This is a genomic window from Bacillus cereus group sp. MYBK139-1 (genome assembly GCF_051916915.1).
Taxonomy (GTDB): Bacteria; Bacillota; Bacilli; order Bacillales; family Bacillaceae_G; genus Bacillus_A; species Bacillus_A pacificus.
This window is the reverse complement of the sequence record NZ_JBQAHO010000004.1, coordinates 361,881-374,708: the sequence shown is the minus strand read 5'-3', so window position 1 is coordinate 374,708 and position 12,828 is coordinate 361,881. Positions and strand designations below refer to the sequence as shown.

Sequence of the window (12,828 nt, the reverse complement as noted above, 5' to 3'; positions counted from 1 at the left end):
TTATTTTTTTATAATACAAAGGAGGACAAATTAAATGAGTTTAGGTGTAATCGCAGCTGCAATTGCAATTGGTTTATCAGCATTAGGTGCAGGTATTGGTAACGGTCTTATCGTATCACGTACAATCGAAGGTGTTGCTCGTCAACCAGAATTAAAAGGCGCACTTCAAACAATTATGTTCATCGGGGTTGCTTTAGTTGAGGCACTTCCAATCATCGGTGTAGTTATTGCATTCATCGTAATGAACAAATAAGGGAGACTCCCCTTACATAGATGGCGAAGAGTGTTTTTCCGAACTTTCTTCGCCATTGCTTTATGAACGAAACGTATGTCTTTTTTTTTCATATGATCAATTTAGATATTTTGAAGGGAGTGAATCCTTGTGCCAACTTTATTATTAGGGGCTGCCATTCCATTTGGAACGATTGCTTATACATTGTTCATTTTCTTACTTCTATTAGTAATGCTACGCAAATTCGCGTGGGGTCCTTTAATGGGGATTATGAAAGAACGTGAAGAGCATGTTACTAATGAAATCGACGCTGCAGAAAGAAGTAATGCTGAAGCGAAGAAGTTAGTAGAAGAACAACGTGAAATGTTAAAACAATCACGTGTTGAAGCACAAGAGTTAATCGAAAGAGCGAAAAAACAAGCTGTAGATCAAAAAGATGCTATTGTTGCTGCTGCGAAAGAAGAAGCAGAATCAATTAAAGCATCTGCTGTACAAGAAATTCAACGCGAAAAAGAGCAAGCGATTGCTGCTTTACAAGAACAAGTTGCTTCTTTATCTGTTCAAATTGCTTCTAAAGTAATTGAAAAAGAATTAAAAGAAGAAGATCAAGTGAAGTTAATTCGCGATTATATTAAAGAAGTAGGAGAAGCGCGATGAGCAATGGGATTGTAGCAAAACGTTATGCTGTCGCTCTTTTTAAAATTGCTAAAGAAAAACACGTATTAGAAATGTTTGAAGAGGAATTACGCCTTGTACAAAACGTTTATGTAAAGAACGGAGAACTACATAGCTTTTTAACGCAACCGAACATTTCAAAGGAACAAAAGAAAACGTTTCTTGCAAACGTATTCGGGTCTGTTTCTGAATCTATTTTAAATACGTTATATATTTTAATTGATAACAAGCGCATTGATATCTTACCTGAAATTGCAGATGAATATGTTGTTCTTGCTAATGAAGAACGTAACGTAGCGGACGCAACTGTATATTCTACTCGTCTTCTATCAGAAGAAGAGAAGCTTAACATTGCAGAAGCATTTGCAAAGAGAACAGGAAAAGATGCAATTCGCGTAAAAAATGTTGTAGATGAAGATTTACTAGGCGGCATTAAAGTACGTATTGGAAATCGCATTTATGACGGAAGTTTACAAGGAAAATTAGCACGTATTCAGCGTGAATTAATGAAGAATAGATAGGGGTGAAGCACATGAGCATCAGAGCTGAAGAAATTAGCGCACTGATAAAGCAACAAATCGAGAACTATCAGTCTGAAATCGAAGTTAGTGATGTTGGTACAGTTATCCAAGTTGGTGACGGTATCGCGCGTGCTCATGGTCTTGATAACGTTATGGCTGGTGAACTTGTAGAGTTCTCTAACGGCGTTATGGGACTAGCACAAAATTTAGAGGAAAACAACGTAGGTATTATCATTTTAGGACCTTACACAGAAATCCGTGAAGGTGACGAAGTTCGTCGTACTGGTCGCATCATGCAAGTACCAGTAGGAAAAGAACTAATTGGTCGTGTTGTAAACCCATTAGGTCAACCAGTTGATGGTTTAGGCCCAATCAATACAACAAACACTCGTCCAATTGAAAGTCCAGCACCAGGTGTAATGGATCGTAAATCTGTTCATGAGCCACTTCAAACAGGTATTAAAGCGATCGACGCTCTTGTACCAATTGGCCGTGGTCAACGTGAGTTAATCATCGGTGACCGTCAAACAGGTAAAACAGCAGTTGCACTAGATACAATCATTAACCAAAAAGATGAAGATATGATTTGTATTTACGTAGCTATCGGACAAAAAGAATCAACTGTACGTAACGTAGTAGAAACACTACGTAAGCATGGTGCATTAGAGTACACAATCGTTGTAACTGCATCTGCTTCTCAACCAGCTCCATTATTATACCTAGCTCCTTACGCTGGTGTAACAATGGGTGAAGAGTTCATGTACAATGGTAAACACGTATTAGTAGTATATGATGACTTATCAAAACAAGCAGCAGCTTACCGTGAGCTGTCATTACTATTACGTCGTCCTCCAGGTCGTGAAGCTTACCCAGGGGATGTATTCTACTTACATTCTCGCTTATTAGAGCGTGCAGCAAAATTAAGTGATGCAAAAGGCGGCGGTTCTTTAACTGCACTACCTTTCATCGAAACACAAGCAGGGGACGTATCAGCTTACATCCCAACAAACGTAATCTCGATTACGGATGGACAAATCTTCTTACAATCTGACCTATTCTTCTCTGGCGTACGTCCAGCGATCGATGCGGGTACTTCTGTATCTCGTGTAGGTGGATCTGCTCAGATTAAAGCAATGAGTAAAGTATCAGGTACACTTCGTCTTGACCTTGCATCTTACCGTGAGTTAGAAGCGTTCGCTCAGTTCGGTTCTGACTTAGATAAAGCAACTCAAGCGAAACTAAACCGTGGTGCTCGTACTGTTGAGGTATTAAAACAAGGATTACACAAACCGTTACGTGTAGAGAAACAAGTTATCATTCTTTACGCTTTAACACGTGGATTCCTAGATGATATCCCAGTAGTAGATATCACTCGTTTCGAAGAAGAATTCCATGCTTGGTTAGATTCTAATGCGACTGACTTATTAGAAGAGATCCGCACAACTAAGAAACTTGCGGATGACGATAAATTTGCAGCAGCAATTAATGGATTTAAAAAAGTATTCGTAGCTTCTGAATAATAAAAAGTGAAGCCGACTGTTCAGCCCCATCGGCTAAGAGGCGGAGCTAGATAATATATATAAAGGCATCTCGGGCTTTGGGATTGCCGACGGTTGTGAAAGGAAAAGAGTAGGTGCACCTATTCTTTTCCTTCAATCATGAGCAAGAATATCTTGCAACGTAGATTAGGAAGAGGATTCTTACTAATCGTGCCAACTTCCGGAAAAAAGGTGGTGAAAACCTGTGGCATCTTTACGCGATATAAAAGCGAAGATTAACTCGACAAAGAAAACGAGTCAAATTACGAAAGCGATGGAGATGGTATCTGCATCTAAGTTAAACCGTGCAGAGCAAAATGCTAAATCTTTCGTTCCGTATATGGAAAAGATTCAAGAAGTAGTAGCGAGCATTGCGCAAGGAAGTAAAGGAATTAATCATCCAATGCTAAATGCGCGTCCTGTAAAGCGTACAGGATACATCGTTATTACATCTGATCGCGGACTAGCAGGTGGTTATAACAGTAACGTATTACGTACAGTAAGTAACGTAATTCGTGAACGTCATAATATGGATTCAAACCAATATTCAATTATTGTGCTTGGACGACTAGGACGTGATTATTTAAAACGTCGCGGCTTTAACATCATTGATGAAGTAGTTGGATTATCTGATCACCCATCATTCACTGATATTAAAGACCTTGCTTCTCGAGCAATTGCGATGTTCGCAGATGGTGCTTATGATGAGCTGTATATTTACTACAACCATTACGTAAGTAAAATTTCACAAGAAGTAACGGAAAATAAAATTTTACCGCTTACTGATGTGGCGTCTGATAAACCGACGACAGCATATGAATTCGAACCTTCTGAAGAAGAAATTTTAAAAGTACTATTGCCACAATACGCAGAAAGCTTAGTGTACGGTGCATTACTAGACGGTAAAGCAAGTGAGCACGCAGCGCGTATGACAGCAATGAAGAGTGCTACAGACAACGCAATGGAAGTTATCGATTCACTTACACTTTCATTCAACCGTGCGCGTCAGGCAGCAATTACGCAAGAAATTACGGAAATCGTTGGTGGAGCAGCAGCGTTAGAGTAGTAATAAAAAGTGGAAGCGGCTCATTCAAAAGAGCCGCGTAAGCTTATAAACCAATAAAAAATTAAAAGCTAACTGCTCGTAGAAAGTTGGCTAATTAAAAGAAAGCTAGGAGGGAACCCGATGAATAAAGGGCGCGTTACGCAAATCATGGGTCCGGTTGTAGACGTTAAGTTTGATGGCGGAAAGCTACCAGAAATCTACAACGCCCTTACGGTAAAACAGAGCAACGAAAACGGAACAAGCATTAACTTAACATTTGAAGTTGCACTTCATTTAGGTGATGACACAGTTCGTACAGTTGCAATGTCTTCCACAGATGGACTTGTTCGTGGCACAGAAGTAGAAGATACTGGTAAAGCAATCTCTGTACCAGTTGGTGATGCAACACTTGGTCGTGTATTTAACGTATTAGGTGATGCAATTGACTTAGATGGTGAGGTTCCTGCGGATGTACGCCGTGATCCAATTCACCGTCAAGCACCTGCATTCGAAGAATTATCTACTAAAGTAGAAATTCTTGAAACTGGTATTAAAGTAGTAGACTTACTTGCTCCTTACATTAAGGGTGGTAAGATCGGTCTATTCGGTGGTGCCGGTGTAGGTAAAACAGTATTAATTCAGGAATTAATCAACAACATCGCACAAGAACACGGTGGTATCTCTGTATTCGCTGGTGTAGGTGAGCGTACTCGTGAGGGTAATGACTTATACCACGAAATGAGCGATTCTGGCGTAATTAAGAAAACTGCGATGGTATTCGGACAAATGAACGAGCCACCTGGAGCACGTCAACGTGTTGCGTTAACAGGTTTAACAATGGCTGAGCATTTCCGTGATGAGCAAGGACAAGACGTTCTTCTGTTCATCGATAATATCTTCCGTTTCACGCAAGCAGGTTCTGAAGTATCTGCCCTTCTTGGTCGTATGCCATCTGCGGTAGGTTACCAACCAACACTTGCAACAGAAATGGGTCAATTACAAGAGCGTATTACATCTACAAATAAAGGGTCTATCACGTCTATCCAAGCGGTATATGTACCAGCCGATGACTATACTGACCCAGCACCAGCTACAACGTTCGCTCACTTAGATGCAACAACAAACTTAGAGCGTCGTTTAACACAAATGGGTATTTACCCAGCCGTAGATCCATTAGCATCTACATCTCGTGCACTTTCTCCAGAAATCGTAGGAGAAGAGCATTATGAAGTGGCTCGTCAAGTACAGCAAACTTTACAACGTTACAAAGAGCTTCAAGATATCATCGCTATCTTAGGTATGGATGAGTTATCTGAGGAAGATAAGTTAGTTGTACATCGTGCTCGTCGTATTCAATTCTTCTTATCTCAAAACTTCCACGTAGCGGAGCAGTTTACAGGTCAAAAAGGTTCTTATGTACCTGTAAAAGACACAGTTCGTGGTTTCAAAGAAATTCTAGAAGGAAAATATGATGACCTTCCAGAAGATGCATTCCGCTTAGTTGGTGGCATTGAAGAAGTTATTGAAAACGCGAAGAAAATGATGGCGTAAGGCCTTAGGAGGGACGAAGTATGAAGACATTTCCAGTCAGTATTGTAACTCCTGATGGACCGGTTTACGAAAAAGAAGTAGAAATGGTAAGTGTAAAAGCAGAGAGTGGGGAAATGGGGATTTTACCAGGTCACATTCCAACTGTTGCACCATTAAAAATTAGTGCAGTTCGTCTGAAAAATGGTGGACACACTGATTATGTAGCAGTAAGTGGTGGCTTTATCGAAGTTCGTCCAGATAAAGTAACTGTATTATCATCATCTGCTGAAGAAGCAAACCATATCGATATCCATCGTGCAAATGAAGCGAAGCGTCGTGCGGAGCAACGTCTGCAAGATAAACAAGCACATGTTGACTTTAAACGTGCAGAAATGGCATTACAACGTGCTGTGAACCGTTTAAACGTTTCCGATATGAAATAAAAAATTCGTAAAGGCTTTGCCTTTACGAATTTTTTTATGGATTTTATGGATAATTTTACAAAAATGGTATAATTATATCAGTGCTCGTATAAGTAGAAAATGTACAACAATTTATAAAGGAGATGAATAAATGATTGGTGAAATGAAACGAGAAGCATTGCAATCTTTAAAAGGAAAATGGGGACTAGGTGTTGGATCAACGATTTTATATCATATTATAAGTTATGTCGTTTCAATGGCTGTAATGCTTATACTATTAATTCCAGTAGTTATAATAGTTCTTTTATTGTCTATTTCAACTGGTTCCATTGAAGAAGACACGATGGCAATTGGAGCTGCTATTACGTTTGGGTTTTTTTACTGCCTTATGATAATTTTAAGTTATGCGGCTTATGGCATTACCTCATACGGTTATACAAATTTGTTTCTACAAATAAGTAAACGAGAAGATGCTAGAGTTGATTATTTATTTGAAGGATTTCGTGGTTTTAAAAGAATGATGAAAACAATGTGGGCTATGCTTGCAATTTTGTTATATACAGGTACATGGGTTCCAATGCTAGGAACGATTGTATGTGGGATATTAGGATTCTTTGATGAGAGTGCAAACCCATCATTCATAATCGTTTTCTTTGTTTTATTAGCTATTTCGTTTGTTGTAATGGCTATTTTGTATTTCTCATATTCGATGACATATTATGTGATGGTTGAAAAACCAGAATATAGTGTTTCGCAGGCAATGAAAGAAAGTAAGAATCTGATGAAGGGGCACAAATTAGATCTATTTCTTTTATGGCTAAGCTTTATCGGTTGGGCAATTTTAGCGATTTTTACACTTGGAATAGGTTTTCTATGGCTTAGTCCGTATGTGAGTACAACGACAGCGCATTTTTATCGCTACATTTCAAAGGGTGAATTGCAGTAGGAATATGCTATACTAATAGAATTATTGTGTATAGGAGGCGAGGCTAAACATGATTAGTGATTTAAAAGGAGAAGCGCTGGATTCATTAGAAGGGAAATGGGGATTAGCTGTCGGGGCAACATTACTGATTTCGATTCTTATTTCAGCTTTTAGTTTTAGTATTGATTTTATTTTCTCTCAGGTTTGGGATTGGAAAGAAGTAAATAGCTCATTTTCAGTAGACGTTATTTCAATATTGATGGTAGGTCCATTGACGTTAGGTGGCTATTATTTAGCGCTGCATATCATTCGTGAGAAAGACGCACGTATTGGGCATATATTCAGATGGTTTACAGAAGGAAGTAAGTTTATAAAGTCATTTTTATTATATATAGTAGTAAATATTTATATTTTCTTATGGTTTTTACTATTTATCATTCCAGGCATTATTAAATCATTTTCTTATGCGATGACGTACTTTATAATAAATGATCACCCTGAGTATTCTATAAATCAAGCGATTACAGAAAGCCGTCGTATGATGGATGGGCATAAGATGGAGTATTTCATTTTATGTTTGAGCTTTATTGGTTGGTTTATATTAAGTTGTATTACACTAGGGATTGGATTCTTATGGCTAATTCCATATTTTTATACGACGTCAGCAGCCTTTTATGAAGAGATTGCAGAGGAATATTACGAGAAAAAAATTCCGACATTGTAAAGTGAGCGGGACACTCTGCGTCGATGAATCGTTTTACTGTCCGCAAATAGCATGATAAAAACACCCAGTATGAGCTATTGGTTCATACTGGGTGTTTTTTGTAGAAATTTTATAAATTGATGACTAGTAAGTGGTTTACTGAAATAGTAACCTTGCATATATTTACAGTTGTTCTTTTGTAGAAACTTAAGTTGTTTTTCTGTTTCAATTCCTTCAGCAACGACAGATAGGTTCAAAGTATTTGCAAGAGAAAGGATAGTGGAAACGATGGCCCTTTCTTCAGGGCGATGATCGGCGAGTTGTGTAAATTCTCTCGGTACTTTTAATGTATCAATAGGGAAAATGGATAAATAAGCAAGAGAAGAATAGCCGGTTCCGAAGTCATCAATGGACGTTTGGATACCATATTCCTTTAATTGTTTTAGCTTGGATAACGTTTCCTTTTCATCGATCATTGCAATTCGTTCTGTTAACTCAAGTGTTACATCTTTTGGATCGACTTTAACGTCTGTTATTATTTGTAAAATATTTTCGATTAAATTATTTTGCTGGAACTCTTTAGCTGATAAGTTAACACTTATTTTTAAATCTTTGTAGCCAAAAGTATGCCATATTTTTAGCTGACGACAAGATTCATTTAATACCCAATGACCAAGTGGAATGACTTGGGGAGTTTCCTCTACAATTGGAATGAACTCACATGGCGGAATATCACCTAGGAGTGGGTGTTTCCAGCGTAGCAATGCTTCGGCACCAATGATCTTTTTCTTCGTAATATCAATTTGTGGTTGATAGACGAGATAAAATTCTTCGTTTACTAAAGCGAGTGGTAAATCTTTTTCAATTCGAGCTTTTCGTTCCATTTTTTTATACAATTCTTTCGTGTACAGAGAGCTACCATTTTTCCCTTTATTTTTTGCTTCGTACATGGCCATATCAGCATGTTGTAAAATCGATAACGGATCTTCACCTGCTTCAGGATATATTGCTATCCCGATGCTCGGTGAGATTTGTAAATGTTGATTTTCAATTTCAAATGGTTCGTTCATGGCTGCTACAATTGTATCAGCTATTTTTTTTACATCTGGCCTCTTTTTATAATTTTCGATAAGGAGTGTGAACTCATCTCCAGCTAATCGGGCAAGCTTCATATTGGATGTCGCTATACTTTCGAGTCTTTTTGCTACTGCAATTAATAGAAGGTCTCCTACCCTGTGACCGAGGGTATCGTTAATAACTTTAAAGCGATCTAGGTCAAGAAACATAACAGCAAAAGGCATTTTTGATATTTTGGATCGCGCAATTGCTTGTTCTACATATTGATGAAATGCACGTCGATTTGCAAGCTCTGTTAGCGTATCATGATATGCTAGAAAATTAATTTGTTCCTGTTGTTGTTTGCTTTCCGTAATATCTTTAATCATTAAATAAACTCCAGAAATATGATCCTTTAAAAAGATAGGAACAGCTGTCACATGCAAGTAGTAAATATCTCTATTTTTATGATATGCCCGTATTTCTAAAGAAATAGATTTCCCCTTTTTTACGCGATGAAAGGCATTAATGATTTCTTCCAAATCTTCTTCATACGTAAGTGAATAGTAAGGTTGATTTAATAATTCATTCGTTTGATAACCGAGTAAAGTCGTACCAGCGTTATTCACTTTAAGAAAATTACCGTATAAATCTAATGTGAAAATGGGATCTGGATGATGCTCGTATAAAGATTTAAACATTTGTTGGTTATGATATAGTTCATTTTTTTGTTCTACTAAATCTTCTGTACGCAGTTCAATTTGTTTTTCGAGTTCTGAGTTGAATTGCATTTGGGCTAATAATAATATTTTATTTTGCTTGCGAACTAAACTATGGCGAATGAGAACGAAGGAGAAAGTTATCATAAGCCCGATTACTACAATAGGCGCAAAAACGTATTCGACTAATATGAAAACAATAAGCATTATGACAGAAATATAAGGTAACGATAATCTGATTGATTCCCCAAGTTTAGGTGTTAATAGCACTTGTTCTTGTTTTTCAGGTTCTTTTGTATGAAGAATACAGGCGATTGCTACTAGCACTAAAGTTACTTGATAGAGTGGAGTAATTGTAAACATAGAATATTCGGGCGTGAAGTATTTAATATAAGCATAAATCGCATCTGTAGTCGCATACAAAATTAAAGCACTACCAAGGAGCGCACCGACTTTTTTCGGTAATAAGGAAAGTGGTTTGAATAAAAGGTTAATTCCTATGAGAAAAAAGAGTAAATCGGTCATTGGATAGGTAAGTTGAACAAATATGTCGATATAGGATGTTGAAGAAATGTAAATGGTTCGTTCAATAAGTAAGTAGTAACTTAAAGTGAACTGTGCTGTAACAATAATACAAATATCACATATCATAAAAAGCTTTTCTAATAAATCTCGGTTATAAATGATTTCATATAGAAAGGCAAATGCAAAGCTAATTAAAAAAAGTAGATAAAAAAAATCAGACGGATCAACGAATGTATAGTAGTCCTTTAAAATTAAACGTTGATAGGCAACGATGATATCACCAATGAAATAAGAGAGGGTTCCAACACATAAAATGGTCCAAAATAAACGAGGTAACCCTTCTTTCATGTTTGAAAAATAAAGTATATAACTACAAGCGATAATATCAATGAATAATGTACTCATACCAATTAATATTTGAAAAGGAAATGAGTATTCATATAGAAAAGGCATTGTCACGTAATGAATCATTATAGACAACAATATAATGCTTATAAGAATGCTTACATGTGTTTGTTTTTTCATTTATCTCACCCACGGTATATACATATAAATTCCTCTTTTTATTTTTTATAGTTTCTATACTTATTTTGCACAGGTATAGCCAGTTATAAAAATAGATTTTAATAATTCTCGTTTCTGTCCCCAACATATCGACATAGGAATTTGAAGTTTGCTATAATGATTAAAATAGTTGCATTATTTAGAAAAATTTAAAAATAATAATTACTGCAACTAGGACATATTGTTTACTAAGTGAACTTGTTCTTAATTTAGGGGGGAGGGTTTCACAATGGCAAGTGTATATGAAAATAGTTATATGATTGTTTTGATCTTCTTGCTATTAGGCATATTGCTTCCGGTAGTGGCTCTTACATTAGGAAGGATGCTGCGCCCAAATAAACCAAGTGCAGCGAAAGCGACGACGTATGAGAGTGGGATTGAGCCTTTTCATGATGCAAATATTCGGTTTCATGCTCGTTATTATATTTTTGCTTTATTGTTTGTCATCTTTGATGTAGAAACTTTATTTTTATATCCATGGGCTGTTGCATATGACAAGCTCGGTTTATTTGCACTGATTGAAATGTTCATTTTTGTTGTAATGTTGCTAGTTGGGTTAGCGTATGCTTGGAAAAAGAAGGTGTTACAATGGTTATAAATTTTGAGGAATTACATCCAAATGAGCGAGCGGAATTAGAACGAAATATCTTTTTTTCTACATTGGAACAGTTGAAGGGATGGGCGCGAAGTAATTCTTTATGGCCAATGACATTTGGACTGGCATGTTGCGCAATTGAAATGATGGGAGTAGGTTCATCACATTATGATTTAGATCGATTTGGGTCATTTTTTCGGACTTCACCAAGGCAATCGGACGTTATGATTGTGTCGGGAACGGTAACGAAGAAGATGGCTCCTATTGTTCGGCGCTTATATGATCAAATGCCTGAACCAAAATGGGTTATTGCAATGGGATCTTGTGCGACAGCAGGTGGTCCATATGTAAATTCGTACGCTGTTGTAAAAGGTGTAGATCAAATTGTACCAGTTGACGTGTATATCCCTGGTTGCCCACCAAATCCCGCTGCTTTAATTTATGGAATTAATAAATTAAAAGAAAAAATTCGTTACGAGGCAAAGACGGGGAAGCAGGTGACGAATAAATGAGTGATCCAAACAAAGATTTAGAGGATTTGAAAAGAGAAGCGGCTAGGCGGGCGAAAGAAGAGGCGAGAAAGCGTCTCGTTGCGAAACATGATTCGGAAATAAGTAAACTTGAGGAAGAAAATCAAGAAAAAGAGAAAGCGTTACCAAAAAATGATGGTATGACTGTGGAAGAAGCGAAACGTCGTGCTGCAGCAGCCGCAAAAGCGAAAGCGGCGGCGTTAGCGAAGCAAAAAAGGGAAGAAACAGAAGAGGTAACGGAAGAAGAAAAGGCCAAAGCGAAGGCGAAGGCAGCAGTAGCCGCAAAAGCGAAAGCGGCGGCACTAGCGAAACAAAAAAGAGAAGGAATGGAAGAAGTAACAGAAGAAGAAAAGGCCAAAGCGAAGGCGAAGGCAGCAGCGGCCGCAAAAGCGAAAGCGGCGGCGCTAGCGAAACAAAAAAGAGAAGGAATGGAAGAAGTAACAGAAGAAGAAAAGGCCAAGGCGAAAGCGAAGGCAGCAGCGGCCGCAAAAGCAAAAGCGGCGGCGCTAGCAAAACAAAAAAGAGAAGGAATGGAAGAAGTAACAGAAGAAGAAAAGGCCAAGGCGAAAGCGAAGGCTGTGGCGGCCGCAAAGGCAAAAGCAGCGGCGCTAGCAAAGCAGAAAGCTTCGCAAGGTGATGGGGATTCGGGAGATGAAAAGGCGAAGGCAATTGCAGCAGCGAAGGCGAAAGCGGCAGCGGCTGCAAGGGCGAAGACGAAGGGTGCTGAAGGTAAGAAGGAAGAGGAAGCGAAGCAGGAAGAGCCATCTGTGAATCAACCGTATTTAAATCAGTATGTTGAAGTTATTAAAGGAAAAATAGGAGAGGATACATTAGTAGATTGCTACATTAATAAACTTTCCAAAGATGTGCCAACTCTTGTAGTGGAGCCCTCAAAATATTATGAAGTAATGGAGTTACTGCGATCCCATGAGGAACTTGCATTTGATTATATGTCAGAGTTACATGCGACGGATTTTGTGACACATATGGAAGTGTATGTTCATTTATTTTCATATGGAAAGAAACAGTCAGTAGCGGTGAAGGTGAAGCTGGATAGGGAAGCGCCGCAAGTAGAATCAGTGACAGCGCTTTGGAGAGGGGCGGACTGGCCAGAGCGAGAAGCGTATGATTTGCTCGGCATTGTATTTAAGGGACATCCGAATTTATCGCGTATTTTAATGCCCGATGATTGGATAGGTCATCCGCTTAGAAAAGATTATGAACCGTATGATGTGGAGGTGTAGCTAA

Annotated in this window: 13 protein-coding genes; 12 read left to right on the top strand and 1 reads right to left on the bottom strand. The window is 38.1% G+C overall.

What is annotated here, in order from left to right:
• Positions 1–34: 34 nt before the first annotated feature.
• The 9 genes from atpE (at position 35) to ACTFRS_RS22415 (ending at position 7,612) form a co-directional block, all read left to right on the top strand.
• On the top strand, positions 35–253 hold the full coding sequence (gene atpE / locus ACTFRS_RS22455; RefSeq protein WP_000052064.1) for a F0F1 ATP synthase subunit C: 219 nt from the start codon (positions 35–37) through the stop codon (positions 251–253).
• A 129-nt stretch (positions 254–382) separates the two neighbouring features.
• A complete protein-coding gene (atpF, locus tag ACTFRS_RS22450) occupies positions 383–889 on the top strand; it encodes a F0F1 ATP synthase subunit B (protein ID WP_001142617.1) in 507 nt (168 codons plus the stop codon).
• On the top strand, positions 886–1,428 hold the full coding sequence (atpH, locus tag ACTFRS_RS22445) for a F0F1 ATP synthase subunit delta (RefSeq protein WP_000064683.1): 543 nt from the start codon (positions 886–888) through the stop codon (positions 1,426–1,428). Before atpF ends, atpH begins: the two co-directional genes overlap by 4 nt.
• A gap of 11 nt (positions 1,429–1,439) precedes the next feature.
• Positions 1,440–2,948, top strand: coding sequence for a F0F1 ATP synthase subunit alpha (atpA, locus tag ACTFRS_RS22440; protein WP_000027518.1), 1,509 nt, complete (start codon positions 1,440–1,442; stop codon positions 2,946–2,948).
• A 223-nt stretch (positions 2,949–3,171) separates the two neighbouring features.
• Positions 3,172–4,032 carry a F0F1 ATP synthase subunit gamma gene (gene atpG, locus ACTFRS_RS22435; RefSeq protein ID WP_000157696.1) on the top strand — a complete coding sequence of 287 codons (861 nt, stop codon included), beginning with the start codon at positions 3,172–3,174 and terminating at the stop codon, positions 4,030–4,032.
• A 120-nt stretch (positions 4,033–4,152) separates the two neighbouring features.
• On the top strand, positions 4,153–5,562 hold the full coding sequence (gene atpD / locus ACTFRS_RS22430) for a F0F1 ATP synthase subunit beta (protein ID WP_001032599.1): 1,410 nt from the start codon (positions 4,153–4,155) through the stop codon (positions 5,560–5,562).
• Between the two features lie 20 nt (positions 5,563–5,582).
• Positions 5,583–5,984, top strand: a complete 402-nt coding sequence (gene atpC, locus ACTFRS_RS22425) for a F0F1 ATP synthase subunit epsilon (protein ID WP_000847211.1) — start codon at positions 5,583–5,585, stop codon at positions 5,982–5,984.
• Between the two features lie 130 nt (positions 5,985–6,114).
• On the top strand, positions 6,115–6,909 hold the full coding sequence (locus ACTFRS_RS22420; RefSeq protein WP_139868486.1) for a DUF975 family protein: 795 nt from the start codon (positions 6,115–6,117) through the stop codon (positions 6,907–6,909).
• 49 nt (positions 6,910–6,958) lie between these two features.
• Entirely contained in the window at positions 6,959–7,612 is a 654-nt protein-coding gene (locus ACTFRS_RS22415) for a DUF975 family protein (RefSeq protein WP_100633525.1), read from the top strand.
• A 74-nt stretch (positions 7,613–7,686) separates the two neighbouring features.
• Here ACTFRS_RS22415 and ACTFRS_RS22410 read toward each other — a convergent pair whose 3' ends face one another.
• The gene (locus ACTFRS_RS22410) at positions 7,687–10,416 is read right to left on the bottom strand and encodes a putative bifunctional diguanylate cyclase/phosphodiesterase (RefSeq protein ID WP_242294809.1); all 2,730 of its coding nucleotides are present in this window, start codon (positions 10,414–10,416) and stop codon (positions 7,687–7,689) included.
• 268 nt (positions 10,417–10,684) lie between these two features.
• On the opposite strand from ACTFRS_RS22410, the gene nuoA reads away from it, so the two are divergent.
• The 3 genes from nuoA to ACTFRS_RS22395 are packed head-to-tail and all read left to right on the top strand — an operon-like array spanning position 10,685 to position 12,824.
• Positions 10,685–11,053 carry an NADH-quinone oxidoreductase subunit NuoA gene (nuoA, locus tag ACTFRS_RS22405; protein ID WP_016718997.1) on the top strand — a complete coding sequence of 123 codons (369 nt, stop codon included), beginning with the start codon at positions 10,685–10,687 and terminating at the stop codon, positions 11,051–11,053.
• A complete protein-coding gene (gene nuoB, locus ACTFRS_RS22400; RefSeq protein WP_000236331.1) occupies positions 11,044–11,562 on the top strand; it encodes an NADH-quinone oxidoreductase subunit NuoB in 519 nt (172 codons plus the stop codon). The genes nuoA and nuoB overlap by 10 nt, the downstream gene beginning before the upstream one ends.
• Positions 11,559–12,824, top strand: coding sequence for an NADH-quinone oxidoreductase subunit C (locus ACTFRS_RS22395; RefSeq protein WP_440024974.1), 1,266 nt, complete (start codon positions 11,559–11,561; stop codon positions 12,822–12,824). Before nuoB ends, ACTFRS_RS22395 begins: the two co-directional genes overlap by 4 nt.
• Positions 12,825–12,828: the final 4 nt, after the last annotated feature.